The 24,969-nt window shown below is 43.6% G+C and carries 23 protein-coding genes; 18 read left to right on the plus strand and 5 right to left on the minus strand.

Features of this window, described 5'->3' with window-relative positions:
* The first annotated feature begins 113 nt into the window (after positions 1–113).
* From IAQ59_RS13085 to IAQ59_RS13100, 4 genes are all read left to right on the plus strand, one after another.
* Positions 114–374 carry a hypothetical protein gene (locus tag IAQ59_RS13085; RefSeq protein ID WP_209331276.1) on the plus strand — a complete coding sequence of 87 codons (261 nt, stop codon included), beginning with the start codon at positions 114–116 and terminating at the stop codon, positions 372–374.
* Between the two features lie 70 nt (positions 375–444).
* Entirely contained in the window at positions 445–1,530 is a 1,086-nt protein-coding gene (locus IAQ59_RS13090; RefSeq protein WP_209331277.1) for a BF3164 family lipoprotein, read from the plus strand.
* Positions 1,531–1,748: 218 nt separating this feature from the next.
* Positions 1,749–2,009 carry a hypothetical protein gene (locus IAQ59_RS13095; RefSeq protein ID WP_209331278.1) on the plus strand — a complete coding sequence of 87 codons (261 nt, stop codon included), beginning with the start codon at positions 1,749–1,751 and terminating at the stop codon, positions 2,007–2,009.
* A 72-nt stretch (positions 2,010–2,081) separates the two neighbouring features.
* Positions 2,082–3,221: a 6-bladed beta-propeller gene (locus IAQ59_RS13100; protein ID WP_209331279.1), complete on the plus strand. Its 1,140-nt coding sequence runs from the start codon at positions 2,082–2,084 to the stop codon at positions 3,219–3,221.
* 191 nt (positions 3,222–3,412) lie between these two features.
* Here IAQ59_RS13100 and IAQ59_RS13105 read toward each other — a convergent pair whose 3' ends face one another.
* Positions 3,413–5,020, minus strand: a complete 1,608-nt coding sequence (locus IAQ59_RS13105) for an ArnT family glycosyltransferase (RefSeq protein WP_209331280.1) — start codon at positions 5,018–5,020, stop codon at positions 3,413–3,415.
* Positions 5,017–5,919, minus strand: coding sequence for a lysylphosphatidylglycerol synthase transmembrane domain-containing protein (locus IAQ59_RS13110; protein WP_209331281.1), 903 nt, complete (start codon positions 5,917–5,919; stop codon positions 5,017–5,019). The genes IAQ59_RS13105 and IAQ59_RS13110 overlap by 4 nt, the downstream gene beginning before the upstream one ends.
* A gap of 291 nt (positions 5,920–6,210) precedes the next feature.
* On the opposite strand from IAQ59_RS13110, the gene IAQ59_RS13115 reads away from it, so the two are divergent.
* From IAQ59_RS13115 to IAQ59_RS13165, 11 genes are all read left to right on the plus strand, one after another.
* Complete coding sequence (locus tag IAQ59_RS13115; protein WP_209331282.1) at positions 6,211–6,774, plus strand: hypothetical protein; 564 nt, start codon at positions 6,211–6,213, stop codon at positions 6,772–6,774.
* Positions 6,775–7,064: 290 nt separating this feature from the next.
* Positions 7,065–7,358, plus strand: coding sequence for a hypothetical protein (locus IAQ59_RS13120; RefSeq protein ID WP_209331283.1), 294 nt, complete (start codon positions 7,065–7,067; stop codon positions 7,356–7,358).
* A 104-nt stretch (positions 7,359–7,462) separates the two neighbouring features.
* Complete coding sequence (locus tag IAQ59_RS13125; protein WP_209331284.1) at positions 7,463–9,118, plus strand: BF3164 family lipoprotein; 1,656 nt, start codon at positions 7,463–7,465, stop codon at positions 9,116–9,118.
* A gap of 99 nt (positions 9,119–9,217) precedes the next feature.
* Positions 9,218–9,724, plus strand: coding sequence for a hypothetical protein (locus IAQ59_RS13130; protein WP_209331285.1), 507 nt, complete (start codon positions 9,218–9,220; stop codon positions 9,722–9,724).
* 122 nt (positions 9,725–9,846) lie between these two features.
* The gene (gene htpG / locus IAQ59_RS13135) at positions 9,847–11,733 is read left to right on the plus strand and encodes a molecular chaperone HtpG (protein ID WP_209331286.1); all 1,887 of its coding nucleotides are present in this window, start codon (positions 9,847–9,849) and stop codon (positions 11,731–11,733) included.
* 105 nt (positions 11,734–11,838) lie between these two features.
* Positions 11,839–12,255, plus strand: coding sequence for an RrF2 family transcriptional regulator (locus IAQ59_RS13140; RefSeq protein ID WP_209331287.1), 417 nt, complete (start codon positions 11,839–11,841; stop codon positions 12,253–12,255).
* Positions 12,256–12,408: 153 nt separating this feature from the next.
* Complete coding sequence (locus IAQ59_RS13145) at positions 12,409–13,131, plus strand: phosphoadenylyl-sulfate reductase (protein WP_209331442.1); 723 nt, start codon at positions 12,409–12,411, stop codon at positions 13,129–13,131.
* A 48-nt stretch (positions 13,132–13,179) separates the two neighbouring features.
* Positions 13,180–15,282, plus strand: coding sequence for a HEPN domain-containing protein (locus IAQ59_RS13150; RefSeq protein WP_209331288.1), 2,103 nt, complete (start codon positions 13,180–13,182; stop codon positions 15,280–15,282).
* Positions 15,282–16,055 carry a uroporphyrinogen-III C-methyltransferase gene (cobA, locus tag IAQ59_RS13155; RefSeq protein ID WP_209331289.1) on the plus strand — a complete coding sequence of 258 codons (774 nt, stop codon included), beginning with the start codon at positions 15,282–15,284 and terminating at the stop codon, positions 16,053–16,055. The genes IAQ59_RS13150 and cobA overlap by 1 nt, the downstream gene beginning before the upstream one ends.
* Before the next feature lie 12 nt (positions 16,056–16,067).
* Positions 16,068–16,652 carry a precorrin-2 dehydrogenase/sirohydrochlorin ferrochelatase family protein gene (locus IAQ59_RS13160; RefSeq protein ID WP_209331290.1) on the plus strand — a complete coding sequence of 195 codons (585 nt, stop codon included), beginning with the start codon at positions 16,068–16,070 and terminating at the stop codon, positions 16,650–16,652.
* Between the two features lie 329 nt (positions 16,653–16,981).
* Positions 16,982–18,406 (plus strand): aldehyde dehydrogenase family protein, encoded by a 1,425-nt coding sequence (locus tag IAQ59_RS13165; protein ID WP_209331291.1) that lies wholly within the window; start codon positions 16,982–16,984, stop codon positions 18,404–18,406.
* Between the two features lie 5 nt (positions 18,407–18,411).
* Here the strand turns inward: IAQ59_RS13165 and IAQ59_RS13170 are convergent, their stop codons facing one another.
* From IAQ59_RS13170 to lysA, 3 genes are all read right to left on the minus strand, one after another.
* Positions 18,412–19,941, minus strand: coding sequence for a cryptochrome/photolyase family protein (locus IAQ59_RS13170; protein WP_209331292.1), 1,530 nt, complete (start codon positions 19,939–19,941; stop codon positions 18,412–18,414).
* Positions 19,942–20,066: 125 nt separating this feature from the next.
* Positions 20,067–20,315, minus strand: coding sequence for a hypothetical protein (locus IAQ59_RS13175; protein WP_209331293.1), 249 nt, complete (start codon positions 20,313–20,315; stop codon positions 20,067–20,069).
* A gap of 457 nt (positions 20,316–20,772) precedes the next feature.
* Positions 20,773–22,005, minus strand: coding sequence for a diaminopimelate decarboxylase (gene lysA, locus IAQ59_RS13180; RefSeq protein ID WP_209331294.1), 1,233 nt, complete (start codon positions 22,003–22,005; stop codon positions 20,773–20,775).
* Between the two features lie 90 nt (positions 22,006–22,095).
* Here lysA and IAQ59_RS13185 point away from each other — a divergent pair, with 90 nt between their 5' ends.
* The 3 genes from IAQ59_RS13185 (at position 22,096) to IAQ59_RS13195 (ending at position 24,958) form a co-directional block, all read left to right on the plus strand.
* The gene (locus IAQ59_RS13185; RefSeq protein WP_209331295.1) at positions 22,096–23,811 is read left to right on the plus strand and encodes a sensor histidine kinase; all 1,716 of its coding nucleotides are present in this window, start codon (positions 22,096–22,098) and stop codon (positions 23,809–23,811) included.
* Complete coding sequence (locus tag IAQ59_RS13190) at positions 23,808–24,503, plus strand: response regulator transcription factor (RefSeq protein WP_209331296.1); 696 nt, start codon at positions 23,808–23,810, stop codon at positions 24,501–24,503. The genes IAQ59_RS13185 and IAQ59_RS13190 overlap by 4 nt, the downstream gene beginning before the upstream one ends.
* A 71-nt stretch (positions 24,504–24,574) precedes the next feature.
* The gene (locus tag IAQ59_RS13195; protein ID WP_209331297.1) at positions 24,575–24,958 is read left to right on the plus strand and encodes a RidA family protein; all 384 of its coding nucleotides are present in this window, start codon (positions 24,575–24,577) and stop codon (positions 24,956–24,958) included.
* The last annotated feature ends 11 nt before the right edge of the window (positions 24,959–24,969 follow it).

Consider the following 24,969-nt stretch of genomic DNA (forward strand, 5'->3'; position numbering starts at 1 on the left):
AACAGATTATTTGTTGTTTTTTCAGAAATTTCTAAAATAATAGTTGCAACTCTCGATTTTTTTTTTCAATTTAAGTGCCATTAAATCAATGTTTTACGTCAAACTAAAAAAACATGAAGCAATGGCTAAAAAATTCAAGAAAATTATTGGCAGCCTGTGGCGCTGTAGCAGTGATGCTGGTGGTCGGCTGGCAATTTGGTGTTAGCGGTACGGATGTGCCGTTTTCTGAAAAGGAGGTGGCGTTGGAGAAGGCGATTGCGGGGAGTGGCTATGGAGGTCTTTGTTGTGCATGGATTGGAACAGAATGCGAGCACCCTATAGGCAAAACTTTCGAAGAATCCTGGTGGTATGGTGGATATACCAGCTGCCCTTAAAGTAAAATCAATGAGGGGAGATAATTTTTAATCTCTCCTCATTACAACTATGAAAAACCCTTTCATCGCTATGCATACTCCACACCCGCTTTTGGTACTCCTCATTTTTGGTTTTTTCATTTCTTGTGGAACCCCACCCAAGGATTCTGTGGCCTCAGACTATATTATCCGCACTTTTGGTTCGGACGATATTCCTGCCCCGGATGCACTTAAGGGCAAGAAACTCAATCTTCCTGCGCTGTTAAACCCCAAATCAATTTTATGGACAGGTAAATACCTGGTGGTGGCAGAGCGCAATGCCCTAGACTACCACCTGCACGTGGTCGATCCTGATAGTGAACAGCTGATCAAAACAATGGGTAAAGATGGTATGGGACCAGGGGAAATCGTTGCCACCTATCAATTGCAGCGAGGGAAATCGGTAAATGAATGCTGGATTTACGACCATACCCAAAAATTGATTGCCTTGTTTGACCTGAATTCGCCTGATGAATTGTACCAAAAGGCTTTTCGTCAACCGGAGAAAATGTTTTTGGCCACCGATATAGGTTGGTTTTCTGATAGCACCCTTATGTGTCGGTTGGCAGATGGAGATGATAAGTTTGTGCTTTATGATACGCTGGGTAACGTTCTTTCGACTTATGGTACTTGGAGCCAAATGCTGGAAGACCGCTCTACTCCACCCAATGTGATCAAATCTGTTCATCAGGGTAAATCGTCTATCAGGGCTGATCGCAAAAAATACGTGCTGGTAGGACTCTTAAGGGATTTTATAGAAATTCTGCACCTCCCAAGTGGAAAGATCATCTCTGTCCGTGGGCCGGAACACAATATCCCAGCATTTGAGGTAGATTACTCCGCAGGCTATCCCATGGCACAATTTACCAACAGGAGCCTGCCATACTATTATACCTACGCCGTTGCAGGAGATGAATATATTTATGCCCTCTATTTTGGGAAGTCCGTGGATGTTTTCTTTCAGGAGGGTGAAATGGCCAGAGAAATATTCGTGTTCGATTATTCCGGCAATTTGGTAAAAACCTACACACTTGACCACGCCCTTTTTTCCCTTGCAGTAGACGAGAAAAACAAGCGATTTTTCGGTATTTCATCAGATAAGGATCCGAATGTGGTAATATTTGATTACGGTGATTAGTAGTAAATGCGATATCGTTTTTCCCGCTTTTATCACTTGGAAAACTAACGAAATCGTTCCGCCCTTCAAAGCTTGTCAACTAACTCCCTCTGTATACGCTTTAAAACAGATTATTTGTTGTTTTTTCAGAAATTTCTAAAATAATAGTTGCAACTCTCGTTTTTATTTTTTCAATTTAAGCACCATTAAATCAATGTTTTACTCCAAACTAAAAAAACATGAAGCAATGGATTAACAACTCAAAAAAAGTAATGGCAGCCTGTGGGGCTGTAGCAGTAATGCTGGTGGCCGGCTGGCAATTTGGTGTTAGCGGTACGGAAGTGCCGTTTTCTGATAACGAAGTGGCTTTGGAGAATGCGATTAAAGGATCATGTAATCCAGGGCATTCTTCCACAGGAATTCAGACTTGGGGAACTTGTGGTAAAAGATGGGATCTATGTTGTGATGAGACAACAACGGCAATATGTTGCTTTTCTTAATGTAATAGTAGTAAACAAGGGAGCTATTTTTTTACTCCCTTGCCCACCTGCAACCTTATTTTATCTAAACGTATGAAACTAAAATTTGTACTCTTCTACTCTTTGTTAATTATCGGATCATGCAAAAAATCAAGTGAAAGTAATTCTAACGAATCATCTATTGAAAAGATAATTATTAATCTTGATCAATTAAAGCCGGCCTATTCAATTGATAGTCCCGATTACCAGTTCGTAGAACTTGAGTCAAATGATTCTTCTATAATTGGGTCAATAGATAAAATGTCTATTTATAATGATAAGATTTTCATTTTAGATACCCATTTAACAAAAAGTATTTTTTGCTTTTCAACATCTGGAAAGTTCTTGTTTAAAATAAATACTATTGGAGATGGTATTGGTGAGTTCAATAAGCCTTTCGATATGAGCTTATTTAACAATGAATTATATGTATTAGATTTGTTTCATAAGAAAACTATTGTTTTTGATCTTGATGGTAATTTCAAGCATGAAAGCAGGATTCCTTTTGAAGGGCAAGTTGTTAGTTTTTTACCAATCAACAATTATTTAACCGCTTATCATATAGATCTAAGAAGTTACGGAAGTGATGAACATGAACTGATTAATGTTTTCGAAAATAAAACAGGTTCAATGGTTGCTAAAGGAGCAATCGACATTGGAAATACCGATACATATAAAAGTGCAATCGAGTTTTCAAAATACGGTAATAATATTCGGTTTCTTCACGCATGGACAGACACTATATTCAATATATCTGAAAATAGTATAATTCCAGAGTTGATATTAGATTTCGGAAAAGACCGCCTAACAAAAAATACAAAAAAAATGTTGTTAAATGAAATGAGAAATTTTTTCATGGAAAACCCATACGTGTTTAATGCAGGGAATCTTATAGAAAATGACAATTATTTAAGCTTTCATTGGGTGAAAAGCAAAAGTGGCTTTAACAATTCTGAAGATCAGGAATTCGTTTCTTATTATCACAAACAATCCAAGAAATTATGTCATTTCCCATTAGAAAATAATTGGTTGAAAGGAACAAGTCTTCGTGGTCCTGTGTATGGGTCCGAAGCATTCTTTTTTGGGTATTTGACATATGATGACTGGTTAAAGCTGCCAAATGTTAGTCAGACTGATAGCACACCTCATGATTCTCGTAATCCGGTTATAGTCAAATACACACTAAATCCGTAGGCACTCTGATATTCTTAATAAATCACTGATCTTTTGAAAATCCTAATAGGAACTTTAAAATTGACTTTCTTAATAAAGATACCGACACTCATAATTTGCTTTTCGATTATATTTTTCCCATTTTTAATTATGTTATACCTGTAAAGTTAAAGTAACTGGATTTTAGTATTTAAAAAGTCGAACTTGGTTTATTATGGTAGACCTAATCGATAAACTTGAAGCGTTCGGTACCCCTTAACTCTAATTGCGAAATCAATTGGTTGATTGTACGGGTAATCATTTTGGATATATTTCTGGTATTCTTGTTTGGAACGAAAAGTAAATAAGGTAAAGAAAAATTCTGCATCCTTTGGGCTATCCACAAATTCCAGCCTTTCGGCATCCTGTTTTGGAAAGACCATCGTATTAATCCTACCAATAAAATCCATACTGTAAATTCTAATGTTCTTTTCAGGATAGCGCTCCAATAACCTGGATAATCCCTCCTTATAAGAAACCCCATAATAATCCCTTTCAAAATTCTTTTCCACATCACCGGCAAGAAAGTTAAAATACACGCTTTGATGGGGATGGTATTTTATAAGGAAGTAAACCGTATTACCTACGTCCCACGTGGCCATGCCCAACAATCCTACAGCAAAAACCTTCACCATTACGTTAGACCGCTTTCGCCTGAACACATTTATCAACGTATCGATGCCCAATACACCCAAATAGACCAAAAAAGGATAAATGAAATAAAGGTGTCGCCATCCATTGTATAATACCGACCCGAACAAAACCACCGCCAGTAAGGGAATTAATGCTGCACCTAATGCTACCGTGTCCTGACCCAAGTTGGTTTGGATAAACAACTTTTGCTTGTACTTCCATACATTGCTAAACATGACAAATAATCCTGATAGAATTACCAATAGGATCGTTAAAGGAGTGGTCACACTTATCAAAACAGGAATGTAATGCCAGGGCAACTCCGTGGACCGAACCATATTACCCAGGTAAAGCATTTCTGCATACCAGCGAAACTGTTTCATGCTGTTGAAAGAATGTAAGAAGCCTCCTATCGGATCTTCCCATAAAACTGGCCAGAGCGTAAAGGTAAAAACCAGGAGGAACAGCAGATAAAAAGTGGTTCTTTTGACGTATAACATTACTTCTGCTTTGGAACTTCTCTGGATAATCAGGTGGCATAAGAGGTATCCGAGTGATAATACCGGCCATACCACCCCCACCACACGACTACCGATGGCCAGGGCACAAGCCAACCCGTGTAATACTGGTCCATACCGATCCTTCCCGTCCATAAAGCGAATATGGGTATAAAAAGCAAACACAAACCAGCAAAGCAATGGGATATCTTTAGGATTGTACATGCTGTTCCCAAAGATACGTGGACTGAGTACAAGCATTAGCACCCCGGCTAAAGCCAATGGCACAGAATTGAACCGAGAATAGAGGATCCAATAAAATACCCAGGAGGCTGCCCAGAAAAGCACAAAGACCATCAGGTGCCTTAGCCTAAAAATATCCCTGGTGTTGTCGATGCCCATCGTAAGCTCCAAGCCATAAGCCACCATTTGGAAAAGCATGCCGTAGTCCCGATGATCATAGCCTGGAAGGTGCTCTACTGTGAGATTTGGTAGGTCTGGATAAAATCCAAATAGATCGTTGACATACTCAAAGGCTACAATACCGTGTTTTCGCTGCACCGGCTCATCCATACTGAGGCCATAATCTCCCACCAGTATCGTACCAAAAAGAAGGTAAGCCAGGAAAACAAACTTTATCCCATTGTTCATAATTTCGTGATTTGAGAGATTGGTGATCCGCTTGGAGCAGGAAGGGAACTAAATGAGAACGCCAGCCCCGGCAGAGAAGAAACAGCGAGGATCGAAAAGAAGAGAAAGGTAAAAGCCACCGCCAAATGTTCATCAATTACAAGAAAACGGTACCCGTAAAGGAAAACCAACTCCCTGGCCCCCACTCCTCCAACGGTAAAAGGCAAGACCGCCACCACCGAAGATACCATAAACAGGATCAGGTAATCCAAATAACCTCCCTGAATGCCCAGTGCCAATAGGATAAAACAAGCACAAATCAGTTGGCCTAGTTGTACCCAGAAAGAAAGAAATAAGGTGGGCCAGAATATAGGTATAAAACGTGTAAAGACAATTCTTTTCAATAACCAATGAGCAGGAATTGTAAGCAGAAGTGCTGACCAGACAAGGGGCTGTAAATAGGGTATCCCGGCCAAATCTTTCCTCAGAAGAATGAGCCCAAAGGTGAGATGGGCAAGCACCACAAGCCCACTTACCCTATCGAGAAGGGTAGCCCATAGTAGGGGCTTCGTCCTCCCGTTATTTCGCTCTTGTAGTAAAAAAACTTTATAAGCGTCTCCGCCCACACTCCCTGGTAAAAACAGGTTATAAAACATGCCTATGTAATAAAGTAAAAGATTGTAGCGGTTGGTCAGGTAAACACCTATCGCTTTGTAGAACCGATTTAATCGAAACGCAGCAAGAATTTTGGACCCATTGAATGCTAAAAATGCCAAAAGCAGGTACCAGGGGTGTGAAGAAAAAAAAGCATCAAAAATCGAATCTGGATCGACGATACGAAAAACAAAATAAAGTGCTACGCCAGAGAGCAAAAATTTTAAACTCCATTTGATTATATCTTTCTTTTTGGCTTTATTCACACAGTTAACTAAATAATAAAAATGATAAAATCCAACAAAAAAAATAAAAAATTGAAATATATTTTTATTTTAATATTGATAATATGCCAAAGCTGTAATCTTGGTACTATTCGATATCAGCAATTCGAAGGGAGCCATCTTGAATTATCCTACGAGGAAAGCAAACATGTCCTGCTACTACATCCAAAGGTCAGTTTTAACCCGGATACAATTCGATCAATTCTTAAAACTTATGATCTCGCCTATGAGCTGGCAGCCAACATCTCTGGTAGGGAGCCCGAACCGTCTCCTATGAAAATCGATAGACTTCCAGTAGCCATAGTGCCTTCTACTTGTGGATCAGGGTGCGGTAGACTAGGCAGAAAGGGCATAGAGATAACGGAGGAAAAGTTCAAGAGGATATATAATCAGTTTGTACAGCATGGAGACTATGACCATTTGTTTTTCTACGAGTTGGGAAGGAACTTTTGGTTTTATGAGCCATCCGACATTAAACTGCAAGAAATGGATGATATCCGTACTGGATTTGCTGTTTTTTTTAGGGATTTGCTATTATACGAACTGAAAATCAAAGTCGCGCCGATAAACGGTAAACCCTATTCAGAATATATGGTCGATAAAAATGAACGATGGAAAAAAATGAAACCCGAATGGCTGCAGTCCAATAAACCGAATGAATTTGAAATCCTTCGGGGAAAGTATTTTCCAAACGGTTCCGTTTTCTGGTCCGCACTTTGGTGGGAAAGATACCAGATGTATGGCAACAACAGTATTCAAAAAATGCTACAATACTTACAGCAGTACCCTCCGAAAAGTGAAAGTGAGTGGCTAAAACTATTTACCGAAAACTGCTGATAGACAGCGGCTGGCTATTTTAGGTGAAACATAAAGGCTATCTGGTTTGACAAGTTGGTCTAACGATATAACCAACGCTTCCCGGCATTCCGTTACCGACTGGAGCTTAACTGAACTTGCCGTGGTGCGCAAAAGAAATTTGCAATTTCGACATAAATCCCCCATATAAGCTTTAAAACAGATTATTTGTTATTTTTTCAACCTTTTCTAAAGTAATAGTTGCAACTCTCGTTTTTTTTTTTTCAATTTAGATGCCATTAAATCAATGTTTTACTCCAAACTAAAAAAACATGAAGCAATGGATTAACAATTCAAAAAAAGGAATAGCAGTCTTTGGGGCTGTAGCTTTTATGCTGGTGGCCGGATGGCAGTTTGGTGTTAGCGGTACGGAAGCACCGTTTTCTGAAAACGAAGTGGCTTTGGAGAAGGCGATTGCGGGGAGTGGCGGTGCAGGTACAATCTGCTATACTACCTACAACTCATGCCTATTTTGGAACTGTTCGTATATTTATCGGTGTAAACCATATGGCCCCTGTGAAGACCAAAGAGCAGATTCATGGGGGGATCCAGGAACTTGCTCATAGACACATATCGGGGATGGTCTCAAGGTACATGTAAGACCATCCCTGTTATACCCAATCTGAATGCTATTTAGCTATCAAAATTCTACATTTTAAAAGAATTGAATATGTATTCCCTCCAGAGAGCTATCTATTGTAAAAAAAAAATATTACTTCCGGTCCTTGTTCTCTTTTTTCATTCTTGTCAATCCAACGATTCTTCAAAGAAGCTAATCAGTGAGATTCCAGATTCAGGAAGCCTACTATCCAAAGAAATAACCTTGGACAGTACTGTTCTGATACCTGCAAAAATACTGGTGTTTCCCGACAAGGCGGTTATTTTTGACAATGGTAAAGAAGATTTGTTCAAGGTGTACAGATTGCCTGAATTCACCTTTTTGTACAGTTTTGGGGAAATTGGAGAAGGTCCCAATGAGTTTAGTTATGTAAATGAAAATTCGTTACAGGCCATGGACGATAATTTGGTAGTCGTCTCTGGTACAAACCTTATAAAAATAAAGCTGGAAAATGACAGTTCGGTGATGGGTGAGAGTATTGAGCTGTTCATGTCAAATAGTTCGCCTGTAAATGGGTTAGTTATGATAGATGAATCCACCTATATTAGCGATATAATGGATGCCAAGCCAGGTGGGCCGGAACACCAATTGGTTCATTTACAACGAGGAGAAGAGCTCACAACATTCGGTAAATATCCTGAACTATCCAATATTGAAAACAATAGTCAATTAGAACGTCTTTACCTCGATTATGGGAAAAGGACAGTGGTTAACCCAAAAGATGGGAGGCTTGCGGCCTTTTACTTTTTCCAAAATCAGATAAAGTACTATAACAGTCAGGGCGAACTAATGCAGCAAATAGAAATTGTAATGCCTCCAAAGAATGATTTGGAGGAAGAATTGAACATGTACAGGGTGGAACCGTTTGCTACCTCGACACATATCTATGTGATGTATGTAGGCAAACCCAAACGCGAAGTAATGAAACAACCTGAAATCTTCAGACCACACCTGGAAATCTGGGATTGGGACGGGAACTTGTTGGAACGCTTTACACTTGATCAACCACTCACTTCGTTTGCTGTTTCCGAAAAATTCCAAAAATTATACGGTTTTTCTTATTTTAAAGAAGATCTATTTTTTGAGTATGATTTAAAACGAAGCATGATATCCGGCCCTAATATGGATAGAAGCCTTGAGGGGTTTTCAACCGAAATAGACATAGACTCGAAAAAAGGAGGTCAGGGTAACAATCCAACTAGTGAGCACATTGCAGAGAACGATTATTACCGAATGGAGTTACCCTCAGGCTGGAAATATTCACAGGCAAGTCTGGAATCGAAAAATGTATTGGGGGAAACTGACGAAATGTACGTGACCGGAGCAATTTTTATTAGTGAAAAGCTTGAAGAAAATTCCCTTTGCGGCGGTGCTTCGATGCAGGTGAAAATTGCTTTTCCTAAAAAAGCGGATTTCGATTTTGATGGCCATTTGAAATCACTTGCAGACCAATTTAAGTCTAATACAAATTTAGACGCACTTATCATCAAGGAAGCAGATACTTCCAATGGTTCAAAGGGATACAGAATAAATTTTTCCAACCAGCTAACTGATCCAAACGGCCACAAATTTATTTCACGTTCTGAGGTGACCTTATTCGAAAAAGAGGGGAGGATAATTAACACAAACTTCACCAGTTGCCAATATGAGCATTATTATAAGGATGCACAAGCAGCTCTAGCTTCCCTAACCCTAAAAGACAGATAAACTTCGGGATGGGCAAAATAGTGATAAAGCAAAATGTCTGGATTCCTTCGATAAGATCAGAGATGCTTTCTTCGAATCTCTAACCAAATCCAATACCCCATGAAGACCGACAGTTTGATAGTAAATCTTATCAGTGTTTGTTTGCTGTGGCTGATTACCATGGCGTGCCACCCGAACAGATCGGGTAAGAATGGAAAAGAATTAACTTTCCCAACCAATCTAGCTGTGATTGAACCAAGCGGTTCGATTAAATTTGATAGTAGTTGGATCGACAGTAAATACAAAGTCGTCGTGTTCATTGAAAAAGCGGGACCACATTCGACTATGGAGCTTGATTGGCAAACTACAATTTCAGAAAATAAAAATGTTGCATTCTTATTTTATGTATCAGAAAAAGATTCTGCCAGACTGGTCAAGCATATGAAAGAAGTCAACTTTTCACACCCTGTCCTTTGGGATCCTGATAAAAAGTTCTACAAATCGAATATTATAGAAAATAATCTGTCTTTTATTTCTTTTTTGGTTAGAGAGGATAGGATAATAGAAATGGGGAATCCCACGATTCCCAACTTCCAGGAGAGACTTGATGAATTAACGAAAGAATAATTCCAGAAGTTATTTAGCGCTAAAACCCTGCCATTTTGACACCCTTTTGTTTTTGGAACAGGTCTTGATTACCCTGCTTCAGTTAACGTACGAAATTGTTTTAATCAAAATCATATAAAGCCATGCAGGAAAAAGGTACCATTTCGATCCATACCGAAAATATTTTCCCCATTATCAAAAAATTTCTCTACTCAGACAATGAGATTTTTCTAAGAGAACTGGTTTCCAACGCAGTTGATGCCACACAGAAAATCAAGCGATTGGCCCAATTGGGTCAATACACAGGAGAGTTGGGAGATACCACCGTCAAGGTAAACTTTGACAAAGACAAAAAGACCATCACCGTATCCGACAGCGGATTGGGTATGACGGCGGAAGAAATCAAAAAGTACATCAACCAAATCGCTTTCTCCGGTGCAGCAGAATTCGTGGAGAAATTCAAAGAAGCCAAGGACGCCAATGAAATCATCGGTAAATTTGGACTTGGCTTTTACTCCGCTTTCATGGTAGCCGATAAAGTGGAAATCCAAACCCTTTCCTATCTGGATGGAGCTGCACCCGCTAGCTGGACCTGCGACGGCAGTACGGAATTTGAAATAGGCCCCGGAACCCGTACCACCCGCGGAACCGACGTGATCCTTTACGTCAACAGCGAATCCGAGGAGTTTCTGGAAAAGTTTAAGCTCCAGGAAATCTTGGACAAATACGCCAAATTCCTGCCTGTCCCTATCCAGTTTGGTACCAAAACAGAAAGTGTCGAAGATGGCGAGGACGAGGAAGGCAAGAAGAAATGGAAATCCGTGGAGGTAGACAACATCATCAACGACACCACGCCCATTTGGACCAAATCCCCCAATGAGCTAACGGACGAGGATTACCTGAAATTCTACAAAGAGCTGTATCCCTTCAGTGAGGATCCGCTGTTCTGGATTCACCTAAATGTAGACTACCCGTTTAACCTTACCGGAGTCCTGTATTTCCCAAAGGTCAAGAACGAATTTGAGCTACAGCGCAACAAAATCAAGCTTTTTAGCCGACAAGTCTTCATTACAGACGAAGTAAAGGACATCGTTCCTGAATTTCTGATGCTCCTGCACGGGGTGATCGACTCCCCTGACATTCCGCTAAACGTATCCCGAAGCTTCCTGCAAGCGGACGGCAACGTGAAAAAAATCAACAACTACATCACCAAAAAGGTGGCCGATAAACTTTCGGAGCTTTTCAAAAAAGACCGGCAAGCTTATGAGGCGAAATGGAATGACATCGGCCTCTTTGTAAAATACGGCATGATCAGCGAGGATAAATTCTACGAAAAAGGCAAAGAATTTACCCTTTTGAAAAACACCGACGGTGCATTTTTCACGCTGAACGAGTACAGCGACAAAGTAAAACCGATTCAGACCGACAAAAACGATCAGACCATTTACCTGTACGCGACAAACGTCAGCAAGCAGGATGCCTTCATCCAATCAGCCAATAAGAAAGACTACGATGTGTTGGTGATGGATTCCCCGATTGACAGCCATTTCATCCAACACCTGGAAGGAAAGCTGGAAAAAACTTCCCTGAAACGCGTGGATTCTGATGTAGCCGAGAAGCTGATCCAGAAAGACGACGGCTATGCCAATTTGCTTACAGAGGAACAATCGACGAAGGTAAAAGAGGTTTTTGAAAAAGCTATCGCCAATAAAACGTACAGTGTGGAAGTGGAAAGCCTAAGCCCTGAAGAACTTCCAGTAACCGTGACGATGGACGAATTCATGCGGCGCATGAAAGACATGGCCCAAACAGGCGGAGGCGGGATGTCCTTTTACGGATCCCTGCCAGACAGCTACAAAGTGGCCATCAACGGCAATCACGGTGTGATAGACAAGATCCTAAAAGCAGAGAACGAAGAAGAACAGGCCAAATTGGCTAAGCAGGCATTTGACTTGGCCTTATTGGCGCAGGGACTGCTCACCGGCAAGGATCTTACGGACTTTGTAAAAAGAAGTGTAGGCATGCTCTAAGCAGCGCCTTCCCCCTCATTAAGAGCACTTGGAAACCGGGTTTCCAAGTGCTTTTTTCGTTTACGACCTCCTTGGTTTGGCAAAAAATGATATTTTTGTAACTATATGCTATCTAAAAAGACCAAATACGCCTTCCACGCCCTTGTCTATTTGGGGAAAAATCAGGAAAAGGGAGCGATTTTAATTCAGGAAATCTCAGAAAAATACGGGATTTCCCACAAGTTTCTTGAAAACATCTTGCTGGAACTCAAGAAAGCCGGCTTTTTGGGCAGCAAAAAAGGCAAAGGCGGTGGATATTACCTGATAAAAGAACCCAAGGAAATCCAATTGTCCCGCATCATTCGCCTGCTTGACGGCCCCATTGCCCTCCTACCCTGCGTGAGTCTCAACTACTACGAGCCCTGCGAAGAATGCGAAAACCAGGCGACCTGCGGCCTCAACAAGGTCATGGCGAACGTCCGGGATGAGACACTTAAAATCCTGGAAATGAAAAGTCTTCAGGACATTTTGGAGAACGAATAATTTTTTTCCATATACTCTATATATTTTGTAGGTTTTGTGTACTTTTGTAACGTATTACCTTTCCCGTAATCAGCTCATTGGCGGCTTGTTTGCTCCAAGGAAAAGAAAATGAAACTGGAAAGGAACAATAAATCACACGAACGAAACATTGGTATGGCAGAGAACAAAACCCTAGCGCATCTTTCTGAACAGATTCAGCAGTTGGATATCGAGGACAGTTTCCGATTGCTATGTGATTTACACCCGGGAAAAATCGTCTTTTCTACCTCCCTCGGACAGGAGGACCAAGTAATCACGCAACTAATCGCCAAAAACAACCTGCCTGTACAAATCTTCACGTTGGATACGGGACGGCTCTTTTACGAAACCTATGATCTACTCGCCAAGACGGTAGTGAAATATAACCTAGATATCAAAACCTATTACCCTAACACGGAAAGTGTGGAAACTTTCGTGCTGGAAAAGGGTATTAATAGCTTCTACGAGTCTGTCGAAAACCGAAAGTCCTGTTGTTACATCAGGAAGGTGGAACCGCTAAAGAGAGCTTTGGCGGGCAACGAGATATGGGTGACGGGACTTCGCGCCGAGCAAAGCGCCAACCGACAAAAAATGCGCAAACTAGAGTGGGATCCCGCCAATCAAATCATCAAATTCAACCCTCTGTTGGATTGGACGATGGATCAGGTGTTGGATTATATCCACAAGCATCACATTCCCTACAACCCCCTTCACGACAAGGGTTTCATTAGTATCGGTTGCGCACCGTGTACCCGTGCCATAGAACCACACGAGGATCCACGGGCGGGCAGATGGTGGTGGGAAGCCTCCCATAAAGAGTGTGGACTCCACGAACAGGCTCCTGCGATCGAGAAATAACCATTACATTCAACAAGAGACTGACCTAATCAACAAAATTATAGCATCATGCAAAGCTTCAGGACTGAAATAGAAAACCCGGTGGTAGAGAAGGACATCATCGAACTGGAAAAAAAGATAGCCCTGTTCCGAGGCGGTAAGATTGACGAAGAGAAATTCAGAAGTTTACGGTTGGCCAGAGGTATCTACGGACAACGGCAACCGGGAGTTCAAATGATCCGGATCAAGCTGCCGTATGGCAAAGTCTCCTCAGAACAGCTACACCGCATCTGCAAAGTATCCGACGAGTATTCAACGGGCAGGCTGCACATCACTACCAGGCAGGATATCCAAATCCACTACGTAAGCTTAGACCGTACACCCGACCTTTGGGCAGAATTGGACAGAGACGATGTAACCATCCGGGAAGCCTGCGGCAACACGGTGCGAAACATTACGGCATCGGAAACTGCCGGAGTGGATCCTCTAGAGCCCTTTGACGTGACTCCCTATGCAGACGCTACCTTTAGGTATATGCTGAGAAATCCTGTTGGCCAAGAAATGGGTCGAAAATTCAAAATCAGCTTTTCTTCCAGTGAAGCTGATACCGCGTTGGCCTATTTGCATGACCTTGGGTTTATCGCGGTAGCTAAAAATGAAAACGGCCAAATGCTACGCGGATTCAAAGTGTTGCTGGGCGGAGGATTGGGTTCGCAGCCGCGCCACGCAGACGTGGTGTATGAATTTTTGCCTACCGACCAACTTATCCCCTTTGTAGAGGCGGTTGTACGCGTATTTGACCGGCATGGTGAACGAGCCAAGCGGATGAAGGCCAGAATGAAGTTTCTTATTAGCGGCATAGGGCTGGAAGCATTTATGCAGTTAGTAGAGGAGGAAAAAACCGCGCTCCCTTTCAAGACCTACCCGATAGATCATGAAACGTACGAAAAGGCACAAACCCTCCCCAACCCTCCTTCGGTAGAAGTAGCCGAACCTTCGGACGATGCCTACCTGAAATGGCGTAAAACCAACGTATTCCCCCAAAAACAACCTGGCTTCTACACCTTGGGAATCCGGGTTCCCTTAGGAGACTTTAGAACGGACGTAGCCCGCAAGCTGGCAGACCTGGTAAAAACCTACGCCAACAATGAAGTGCGGTTCACCTTGCGGCAGAATATCATCATCCGGGACGTGAAGGAATCACTCATCCCTTTCTTCTATCAGGAATTGAAAGCGTTGAACATGGCTTCATTCGGCTACAATACGGTAGGAGATATCACCGCCTGCCCAGGCACAGACACTTGTAATCTGGGTATTGCCAGCAGTACCGGCGCAGCCGTGGTACTCGAAGAGGTAATTGCCAACGAATACCCCCAATACCTGCTGAACAGCGACCTTACCATCAAGATATCCGGATGTATGAATGCCTGCGGCCAGCACAACATGGCATCCATTGGGTTTCAGGGGATGTCCATCAAGGCGGGTAAAAACGTGTTGCCTGCACTCCAAGTGCTATTGGGAGGAGCTACCCTAGGTGGAGGTCAGGGCATTTTCGCTGACAAAGTGATCAAAATACCCAGCAAGCGTGGCCCTGAAGCATTGCGTGCCCTGCTGGATGATTACGAGGAAAACGCGCAAAGCGAAGAGGTATTCCATGAATACTACCAACGCCAAGGTCAGATGTACTTCTATGAACTGTTAAAACCCCTGGCCAGCACGGACGACCTGGTTCAGGCGGACTTTGTGGACTGGGGCAATGAGCAAGAGTATGTAAAAGCCATCGGTGTAGGAGAATGCGCCGGTGTCGTAATCGACTTGGTAGCAACCCTTATGTTGGAAGCCGAAGAAAAATTGGAACTTGCCCAGGAATGCTTTGGAACAGGAAAATGGTCTGACAGCATCTACCATACCTATGCGGCCATGGTCAATGCGGCCAAAGCCATTTTAACTTCCGAGAGCATCAATACAAACAGCTATGCGAACATCATCAGCTCGTTTGACGAACATCTAGCCGGTGCAGGAAAGGTAAATCTCAGCGAATCCTTCTCGGACATCGTCTATCAGATTAAGGCGAACGAACCATCCGAGCAATTTGCGAACAAATACTTGGCTGACGCGAGAACGGTTTTCGAACAAATCAACGCCTACCGGGCAAAAGAAGTAAACGCATAATGGAAAAAGCATTCCCAAAAGTCACCTTGGTTGGTGCAGGGCCGGGAGATCCTGAGCTGATCACCTTGAAGGGTGTATTGGCACTGAACAGGGCCGATGTGGTGCTTTACGATGCCCTGATAGATCCTACACTACTGCAACATGCGCCCGAACAGGCCCTTAAAGTATTTGTGGGCAAGCGAAACGGTAGCCGCATGAATCCTCAGCAAGATACCAATGAACTCTGTGTGTATTATGCCAAGAAATACGGCCACGTGGTTCGGCTGAAGGGCGGAGACCCCTTTGTGTTTGGCAGAGGCGCTGAGGAAATTGACTATATTCACCGATTCGGTATTCAAACGGAAGTGGTACCCGGAATATCGTCCTCTGTGGCAGTACCTGCATCTATGGGCATACCCGTCACCAAGAGAGGTGTTTCGGAAAGTTTTTGGGTCATCACGGGAACGACCTCATCGGGACAGCTTTCGGCCGATGTCAAGTTGGCCGCCCAGTCTACCGCCACTGTAGTGATACTGATGGGAACTGGCAAACTCCAGGAAATTACAGCGATTTACCAACGATTAGGACTGGGCAATATGCCCATAGCCCTCATCCAAAGTGGGACTACACAGGAAGCAAAGGTTGCCGCTGGGATAATGGACAACATTATTTGCAAAGTAGCCGAGCAAGAGATCTCCTCCCCCGCTGTGATTGTCATCGGTGAGGTGGTTCTGGAAAGTCCCAGGCTGATGGAGTGTTACCAAGAAGTCGTGCTAAGCAGACGATATGCCTAATCAAACGTACCCATGAACGAACTTTATCCCGTATTCTTAAAAGTCTCCCAGCTGGACACCCTATTGGTGGGGGCTGGCTTTGTGGGCTTGGAAAAACTCACCTTTCTGCTAAAATCCAGCCCCAACGCACGGGTCACCGTGGTATCCAAGGAAATTTCCGAGGCTGTGAGAGAACTCGTTCGCAACAAGGAAAACATCAAGCTCATCGAAGACTCCTATCATCCGGATTACTTGGAAAACCGACACTTGGTGATTGCGGCGACGAACTTTCCCGAGATTAACAAAACCATCTACGAAGACTGTAAACAAAGATCCATTTTGGTAAATGTAGCCGATACCCCGGACTGCTGTGACTTTTACCTAGGTGGAATCGTGACGAAGGGAAATGTGAAAATCGCCATCAGTACTAATGGGAAATCCCCCACTACGGCAAAGCGACTCCGACAACTGCTCGAAGAAATCATTCCCGAAGACATCAATGAGATGGTAGAAAACATCCACAAATACAGGGAAACGCTAAAAGGAGACTTTGAATACAAAGTGGAAGCGCTGAACAGGCTTACCGAGGGGCTTATCCAAAAAGGCGAAAAAGTATAAACCCAAAAAAAGCGGAGATCCTATCTCCGCTTTTTGGTTTTTTTATCTTCGTTTATTTTGTTGATATAATTTTTAATTACTCTTAGTCGTTGCTTCTCGGGGAGCATATCCCGCTGAAACAACCCGTCAATACTCCAGTACATTTAGTTGATTATTTAGGTTATACGTTAAATATAAACCATTTTTTCAACTAAATGGTTTTTGATTAATAAAAATTTAATGTACTTTATACATTTATCGTATTTTCGAGGATCAACGGCAAAAATCCGCCAACTTGCTTTTCAGGTGGAAATTAGACTATTTTAACCCCCTCAAATCAATCGATAGTTATGGCTTCCTACGATCCGCAATTTACCCCCGAGCAGGTTTTCATGTTACAACAGGAAAAAGCGTTGCTACTACGCTCGGAGACGGTCGCCATGCGGATCAACAAGCTAAAATCCCTGAAAGCATGGATTAGGGAACACTCGAATGATATCCGAAAAGCCGTATTTGCCGACTTGGCCAAACCATATCTTGAGACCGATATCACCGAAATCTCTGTGATACTGGGCGAGATTTCCCATGCCATCCGACACCTACCCAAGTGGATGAAAGCCAAAAAAGTCAGCAACCCCATGCACTTCGCGGGAGCCGATTGTCGCATTCAATACGAGCCAAGGGGATGCGCACTGATTATATCCCCTTGGAACTACCCTTTCAACCTATCCATTGGCCCGTTGGTGTCGGCGATATCAGCAGGCTGCACGGTGGTTCTCAAACCGTCGGAACTATCTCCCAATACTTCCGCACTGATTAAGCGTATGGTGTCCGATTTGTTTGCGCCAAACGAGGTGGCGGTATTTCAGGGAGAAGTGGAGGTCGCTAAAGCACTGTTGGCACTTCCGTTTAACCACGTTTTTTTTACCGGCAGCCCGCAGGTGGGCAAAGAAGTAATGAAATCGGCGGCACAGCATTTATGCAGCGTGACCCTAGAACTAGGTGGGAAATCCCCGGTAGTGGTCGACGCAAGCTGTGACCTGGACGATGCTGCCCTAAAAATCGCATGGGCTAAATCCATCAATTGCGGGCAAACCTGCATAGCGCCCGACTACATCCTGGTCAACGGATCCGTCTATCAGGCTTTTCTCGAAAAACTCACCGCTGCCTTTGACCAGCTACTCAATCCGAAAGGAAAGGGAATAGCAAAAAGCCCAGACTATGCCCGCATCATCAACACTACCCATTGGGCTCGTTTAAAGCAGCTTCTGGACGAGGCAGTCGCAGGCGGCGGACAGATAATCTTCGGAGGAGAATTGGACGTCACCGAGAAATTCCTGGCACCCACGGTTATCACAGGTGTGGATCAGGGTATGCGGATCATGCAAGAGGAGATTTTTGGTCCAATCCTACCTATCATCAGTTACAACGGGTTGGATGAAGCCATTGCCTACATCAACGGAAATTCAAAACCCTTGGCGCTGTACGTCTTTTCGAAAGAAAAGTATGTAAGCGACCAACTTTCTGTACAAACGAGCTGTGGTGCTTTGGTAGAAAACGACTGTGCCGTGCATTTTGGTCATCCGAATTTACCCTTTGGCGGCGTAAATGTCAGCGGAATGGGCAAAGCCCACGGTCACTTCGGCTTTCTGGCATTTTCGAATGAAAAAGCAGTCTTCAAGCAATCCACGCGGTTCAATCCAGTCAAATCACTTTACCCCCCTTATTCGATCAAAAAAAAGAAATTGATCAGCCTCTTTTCCAAGTTATCCTAAGCCATTTACAGCGCATCCAAGTTTTGAAGATAGGCGTCCGCTTGCGTCAGGATTTCATGCTTATTTTTCATCCGATCCAAGGTCCGGTACACAAATCCGATGCGGGGGTTTTTCTCCAACAGCGGGCGATGTCGTTCATAAAATGCCCAATAGAGACTATTAAACGGACAAGCCTTTGGACCAACCTTCTTGTTTTTGTCGTAGTGGCAGGAACTGCAGTAGTTACTCATTTTAGCGATGTAGTTGGCACTTGACACGTAAGGCTTAGTACCCACGAGTCCCCCATCTGCATACTGACTCATACCTCGCGTATTTGTAATCTCCACCCATTCGATTGCATCTATGTAGATGCCAAGGTACCAAGCGTCCACTGCATCCGGAGCTACCCCTGCCAAAAGCGCAAAATTACCGGTAACCATCAAACGCTGAATATGATGGGCATAGGCATTTTGCAGTGATTGCCCTATTGCCTGACGGAGGCAGTTCATTTTCGTTGTTCCGGTCCAAAAAAAGGCAGGAAGTGGCGAGGCATGACCAAAGAAATTAAGCTCAGCATATTCCGGCATTCGCGCCCAATATACTCCACGCATGTACTCTCTCCATCCCAAAATCTGGCGAATAAAACCTTCTACCCCTGCCAAAGGGTATTTGTCGGGATTGTCGGACCAGACGGATTCCACCCTTCGGATTACCTCCATAGGGTTTAGCATCTTCGTATTCAGGGCAAAGCTGAGCCTACTGTGAAATAGAAAACGGCTATCCGAATGCATGGCGTCCTGGTATTTCCCAAAGTATGGAAGTAGCGTTTCACAGAAATACTCCAATAGGCACAGGCTCTCTTCTCGGTTAATCGGCCAATCCAAGCCCATCTCCGGCATCACTCCCAGCGTTTTTACGCCACAGCTATCCAGCATATTCACGAGCGGTTCCACATTATGAAAAAATTGAATCAGCTTCGGAACCGCATCCACATCAGAGATGCTTCCCCTGTTTTCCGCATCAAAATTCCAACGGTCTCCTTGCGGAAGGGACCCATCCATCAGCACATCGTGCCGTTTTCTTAGTTCCCGATAGAAGCTTTCCATCAAATAGGTTTTTTTACCCCGAAAAAAATCTTTCAGGAAACCCCGCTCTGTAATAAAGTGCTCAGAATCGCATACACGAGACGAAATCGAAAGACTCTGACAAAACTCCCGCAGCTGAAGATCCAGCCGGTATTCGTCAGGCAATAGGTATTCAAAGCTGGTGACATGTTCGCGTGCGATGATTCTCTCCAAGTTCGCTGTCAAACTTTGGGTATTGGCGGGATCGTCCAAGGTCAAATAGACCAGCTGATGCCCTCCATCCCGCAAAAAAGTGGCAAACGAACGCATAGCAGCAAAAAAAGCGACCACTTTTTGGATATGATGGACGACATAGTCGGTTTCCTGCCGCATTTCCATCATCAGGTAGACCACATCCGCATCTGACTCCTTAAACCAAGAGTGTGTGTAATTTAACTGATCCCCCAGTATCAATCGTAGTTTCTTGCCCATAGACCTTTCGTTTATACCTCAGGCCTATAACCACCAAAATGGGAACAAATGTTTAACCAATAGCCCGGAGAATCCCGGGCTATTGATCTATCGGCGGAAAAATGCCAAAAAAGCAGGAGCGCCGATCAGTCGTTAAAAATGGAATTTTCCGTGTCGAGTAGTTCGATGTACTCGCCAAAGTACCTGTTAAAGGTTCGAAACAAGTGAACATTGTCTTTTCGTTTCAGGTCGTTGACCACCTTTTCACAATCCAAACCCAATGCACCACATAGGGTTTCCGCATACTCAATCAGGTCGCCTGCAATCCTGTCAGCATCGTTCTGATCCAACTGGATCTGCATAATTGCCTTGGATTTTACTGCCATCAGTGACATCTCGTTATTGTTTTATAGTACTCTAATACGATCAAATACTTACCAAAAAGCGCAGAACCAAGTCATGCAGCTTTCACCCATTCACGCCTAGGTAACCACTCGAAAAATGGCGCAGTCCCATCCGAATCATAAGGAACCCAATCCTTGACGTTTTTACCAACTTTTTTGCCTTACAAATTTATTTTTATGTATTTCAAATATTAAAATATTATTTTATGTTTTTGAAATACATATAAATGATATTTTCATTTGTAGGTCTTCTTATATAAATAATAGAATATTATTGTATTTTCCAACATTAGGCAAAAAAATAATTCTCCTTTTTTTTACACCTATATCGAACTACAAATAAGCTGCTATAAAGCAAAAAAAAGGCAGGTCAAAAGAACCTGCCCCTATTTTGGCAATTTTATAAAATGCGTTTAAAACCAGTATTAGATCGAAGGCATGCCGCCACCTAGAACGAAACATCGACCTGATGCCTTAGTATATCCGCAAAGGTTTCCCGCTCGCGGATAAGGTAATCCTTGCCTCCAAAAAGCAAAACCTCCGCGGGACGCAGCCGGGAATTGTAATTCGAAGACATGCTAAAACCATAGGCACCTGCATTCTTAATAGCAAGCACATCCCCTTCCTGCACTTCCCGCAGCTTCCGGTCGGCAGCGATAGTGTCCGTCTCACAGATGTATCCTACGATTGTATAGATCCGCTCCGGTCCTGCCAACCGGGACACATTGACAACTCCGTGGTAGGCATCGTACATCATGGGTCTGATCAGGTGATTCAGGCCGGAGTTGACACCCACAAAGGTAGTCGCAGGCGTAGGTTTCACGACGTTGGCCGTAACCAATAACAACCCGCACTCACTTACCAAGAACTTACCCGGCTCAAACCATATCTCAAGTTCTTTGCCATAGGAAGTGCAAAAACGTTGAAAGGCCGCCGAAACCTTCGCACCAACATCTTTCATATCGGTTGAAATATCTCCCGGCTTATACGCTACCTTGAATCCTCCTCCAAAATCCAGAAAATCCAGATTAGGAAATTCCGTGGCTGCCTCAAAGAGAATTTCTGCTCCTTTTAAAAACACCTCCGCATCCAGAATATCCGAGCCAGTATGTACATGCAGTCCCACCACGCGCAATCCATACGCCTCCACCACCTTGTGCACATGCTTAAGTTGAAGGATAGAAATACCGAATTTGCTATCAATGTGGCCCACGGAGATTTTTGCATTACCTCCGGCCAAAATGTGGGGGTTCAAGCGAATACAAATTGGAACAGAGCCTCCATAGGTTGTCCCAAAATGCTCCAACATCGGAATACTGTCGATGTTGATCATCACGCCCAACTCAACAGCTTCCTGAATTTCGGCAAAAGACACACAGTTCGGTGTATACATGATTTCACTGGGATCAAACCCAACATGCAAACAAAGCCTAACTTCCTCGATAGAAACCGCGTCCATTCCCGTGCCAGCCCGTTTCATCAGCCTGAGAATATTCACGTTAGAAAGCGCCTTTGTTGCGTACTTAATCTTAAGTTTCACGCCTGAAAACGCCTCTTTCAGCGTATTTACCTGACTTACGATCTTATCTCCATCGTACACATAAAGAGGTGTCCCATACTTTTGGGCAAGTTCCGTCAGGGCCATTCCCTGAATCCGGTAAGCGTGGTCTGTTAATTCCATGAGTTGATTTTTCGATCGACAAATATATGGATTGCTGTTAAAAAAAGTTAAGAATCACCCATTCTTTAACCTATCCGTTAAATTTGTCACATGTCGAAAACCAGCATCAAAACAGTCATATTGATCATGTCGCTTGCAACGCTTGGTCTAATAGGGTTTCAGTTTTACTGGGTAGGCAACGTATTGAAGATTAATAAGGAGCGATTTCAGCAAAACGTATCGCAGGCGCTGATGGCTACCGCCGACAAACTGGAAAAAGGCGAAACCAGTGATATCCTCCTTAGCTCAATCATAGGCGATACGGTATTTCAACAGACACTTTTTCAGCCCATCGAGCCCATACAGCTTCAGGTGCGTAGGCATCAGGTGGCCATCCGTCGCCCCTCCATGGTAGACTCCATGTTTAGTCAGCCTATCCCACAGGTATCACCTACTTTTCAAAAGTTGATCGCTACCAAAGAAGGGGGGGTGGAAGACCCCAAGGTACTGGAGAAATACCTGGAGCTCACTCCAGCAGATGCCTCTTCGCTCTTCACCCCCGATGAGATGGCTATCTTCCTGCAAGAAAAAGAAAAGCACCTAGAATACCTCAGTCAGCAGGATCAGTACACCAACAAACGCAATTTTGCGTCCTACCGGCAGGAGGTGATATTGGAAGAGTACAACGTCTCTCGGGATGTAGCCGAAAAAATCGTGCGGGCAAACATGAAGATTGGGCTCGTGGAGGTGGTTGTTCATCAATTGCTGAGCCAAACCCAACGGGACATTTTCACCAGATTGGATACAACGACCATCAAGCGGGAAATTAAAGAACAGCTTCTACGACGGGGAATCGATACGCCCTTCGAATTGGCAATCTTAGAAGACAGTCAGCATTTTGTTGGAATCGGGCCCATCAATGACCTAAAATCACTAGCAAGTAGTGGTATTCGGGCAGAACTATTTCCAAGTGATCTGGTAGGGCGCACCAATTTTCTGGTGATCAACTTTCCATTCGAGCAAAACTACTTGCTGCGACAGATATGGATACCTTTATCAAGCTCCCTGTTATTCCTTACGATCATCATCTATTGTTTTGTCTATGCCATCCGGGTCATTTTTCGGCAAAAGAAGGTGTCCGATATCAAAAACGATTTCATCAATAACATGACACATGAGTTCAAAACACCGATCTCTACGGTCAGTCTAGCGATAGAGGCGCTACAGGATCCCGATATCGGACAGCGGGATCAGTTCCGAAATCGGTACCTCAACATCATCAAAGAAGAGAACATTCGCCTAGGTACGCAGGTGGAGCAGGTGCTTCAGGCCGCTGCGCTGGATCGAAAGGACTTTGTACTGAAATTTGAAAAAATCGATTTACTGGAATTGATTGAAAATGTACGCTCGCATTTTGGCCTAATCGTGGAAAAAAAAGGTGGTACCATTCAGGTTCATTCGGAAGTCCATCAACCGATTATTGAGGCCGATGCGTTCCATTTGGCAAATATCCTCAACAACCTGTTGGATAATGCCAACAAATACAGCCCGGAAAAACCATTGATTGATATATTCGTAGTAGCATCAGGGGATTCTGTGCGCATAAGTATCCGTGATAATGGAATAGGCATGAATAAAGATGCCCTCAAAAAGATATTTGACAAATTTTACCGTGTGCCAACCGGCAACATCCACGACGTAAAAGGCTTTGGTTTAGGTCTTTCTTATGTAAAAACGATGGTAGAGGCACACCATGGCACCGTGCAGGTGGAAAGTGAACTTGGAAAAGGCAGTATATTTACCATTAATCTACCCATCAGACAATGAGCAAACCAAAAATCCTATTGGCAGAAGATGATCCCAACCTAGGGGACATTCTTCAAGAATACCTGACCATGAAAGGGTATGAAACCTTGCTGTGTCGAGATGGGGAAGAGGCTTGGAACCGTTTTAAAAAAGATGCCTATCAGCTTTGCATCCTTGATGTAATGATGCCTAAAAAGGATGGTTTCACACTCGGAAAAGAAATAAAAAAAGTACAGGAAGATATCCCCATCATCTACCTGACCGCCAAAAACCTCAAGGAAGATGTGATCGCCGGCCTGAAACTTGGAGCAGATGATTACATCACCAAACCTTTCAGCATGGAGGAACTTCTGTTACGAATAGCGGCAATACTACGCAGAACAACGGCAAAAGAAGAACCTAAAGCCCTTAAGACATATTCGTTTGGCAAGTTCATTCTTCACTATGACAGGCAGATGCTCCAAAGCCCAACGGGCGAGCATAAGCTAACCTCGAAAGAAAACGAATTGCTTAAACTACTTGCGTCGGAACTCAATCAGACGGTAAGCCGTTCCCACGCACTGAAAGTAATTTGGGGGGATGACAGCTACTTTAACGCCCGAAGTATGGACGTATACCTCAGTAAAATCCGAAAACTACTAAAAGCAGATCCGACCGTGGAAATCATCACGCTTCACGGAGAGGGATTCAAACTCGTAGAAACCAACGCCTGAAACATCAATTTCCTGATTCATACGACCAATATTGTGCCGCTATTTTGTACTTTTGACAAAACGAACAGTCTATGGCCAACGAAATCATCATCTCCGAGGAAGCCCCTAAACCAATAGGCCCATACAGTCAGGCCATAAAAGCAGGCGACACCTTGTACGTGTCAGGCCAAATTGCACTGGATCCTCAAACAGGAGAATTGATCAACGAGAATATCACTGAAGAAACCCACGCAGTGATGAAAAACCTGGAAGCCGTGCTTAGGCAAGCCGGCTTTGGGTTTCAAGACGTGGTGAAGTGTTCGATTTTTGTCAGAAACATGGCAGACTTTGCCACCATCAATGACGCGTATGCGGTTTATTTTAAATCAAATCCTCCGGCCCGCGAAACAGTGGAGGTAAGCGGTCTCCCAAAAAACGTACAGGTCGAGATATCCTGTATCGCAGTGAAACGCTGAACCTTTTTATC

This window comes from Lunatimonas salinarum (genome assembly GCF_017811155.1).
GTDB classification, from domain to species: domain Bacteria; phylum Bacteroidota; class Bacteroidia; order Cytophagales; family Cyclobacteriaceae; genus Lunatimonas; species Lunatimonas salinarum.

What these genes read in the sequence shown, in the direction of transcription:
- IAQ59_RS13085 (WP_209331276.1), top strand. Translation starts at nt 114, where the DNA reads ATGAAGCAATGGCTAAAAAATTCAAGAAAATTATTGGCAGCCTGTGGC.
- IAQ59_RS13090 (WP_209331277.1), top strand. Translation starts at nt 445, where the DNA reads ATGCATACTCCACACCCGCTTTTGGTACTCCTCATTTTTGGTTTTTTC.
- IAQ59_RS13095 (WP_209331278.1), top strand. Translation starts at nt 1,749, where the DNA reads ATGAAGCAATGGATTAACAACTCAAAAAAAGTAATGGCAGCCTGTGGG.
- IAQ59_RS13100 (WP_209331279.1), top strand. Translation starts at nt 2,082, where the DNA reads ATGAAACTAAAATTTGTACTCTTCTACTCTTTGTTAATTATCGGATCA.
- IAQ59_RS13105 (WP_209331280.1), bottom strand. Translation starts at nt 5,020, where the DNA reads ATGAACAATGGGATAAAGTTTGTTTTCCTGGCTTACCTTCTTTTTGGT.
- IAQ59_RS13115 (WP_209331282.1), top strand. Translation starts at nt 6,211, where the DNA reads ATGAAAATCGATAGACTTCCAGTAGCCATAGTGCCTTCTACTTGTGGA.
- IAQ59_RS13120 (WP_209331283.1), top strand. Translation starts at nt 7,065, where the DNA reads ATGAAGCAATGGATTAACAATTCAAAAAAAGGAATAGCAGTCTTTGGG.
- IAQ59_RS13125 (WP_209331284.1), top strand. Translation starts at nt 7,463, where the DNA reads ATGTATTCCCTCCAGAGAGCTATCTATTGTAAAAAAAAAATATTACTT.
- IAQ59_RS13130 (WP_209331285.1), top strand. Translation starts at nt 9,218, where the DNA reads ATGAAGACCGACAGTTTGATAGTAAATCTTATCAGTGTTTGTTTGCTG.
- htpG (WP_209331286.1), top strand. Translation starts at nt 9,847, where the DNA reads ATGCAGGAAAAAGGTACCATTTCGATCCATACCGAAAATATTTTCCCC.
- IAQ59_RS13140 (WP_209331287.1), top strand. Translation starts at nt 11,839, where the DNA reads ATGCTATCTAAAAAGACCAAATACGCCTTCCACGCCCTTGTCTATTTG.
- IAQ59_RS13145 (WP_209331442.1), top strand. Translation starts at nt 12,409, where the DNA reads ATGGCAGAGAACAAAACCCTAGCGCATCTTTCTGAACAGATTCAGCAG.
- IAQ59_RS13150 (WP_209331288.1), top strand. Translation starts at nt 13,180, where the DNA reads ATGCAAAGCTTCAGGACTGAAATAGAAAACCCGGTGGTAGAGAAGGAC.
- cobA (WP_209331289.1), top strand. Translation starts at nt 15,282, where the DNA reads ATGGAAAAAGCATTCCCAAAAGTCACCTTGGTTGGTGCAGGGCCGGGA.
- IAQ59_RS13160 (WP_209331290.1), top strand. Translation starts at nt 16,068, where the DNA reads ATGAACGAACTTTATCCCGTATTCTTAAAAGTCTCCCAGCTGGACACC.
- IAQ59_RS13165 (WP_209331291.1), top strand. Translation starts at nt 16,982, where the DNA reads ATGGCTTCCTACGATCCGCAATTTACCCCCGAGCAGGTTTTCATGTTA.
- IAQ59_RS13170 (WP_209331292.1), bottom strand. Translation starts at nt 19,941, where the DNA reads ATGGGCAAGAAACTACGATTGATACTGGGGGATCAGTTAAATTACACA.
- IAQ59_RS13175 (WP_209331293.1), bottom strand. Translation starts at nt 20,315, where the DNA reads ATGTCACTGATGGCAGTAAAATCCAAGGCAATTATGCAGATCCAGTTG.
- lysA (WP_209331294.1), bottom strand. Translation starts at nt 22,005, where the DNA reads ATGGAATTAACAGACCACGCTTACCGGATTCAGGGAATGGCCCTGACG.
- IAQ59_RS13185 (WP_209331295.1), top strand. Translation starts at nt 22,096, where the DNA reads ATGTCGAAAACCAGCATCAAAACAGTCATATTGATCATGTCGCTTGCA.
- IAQ59_RS13190 (WP_209331296.1), top strand. Translation starts at nt 23,808, where the DNA reads ATGAGCAAACCAAAAATCCTATTGGCAGAAGATGATCCCAACCTAGGG.
- IAQ59_RS13195 (WP_209331297.1), top strand. Translation starts at nt 24,575, where the DNA reads ATGGCCAACGAAATCATCATCTCCGAGGAAGCCCCTAAACCAATAGGC.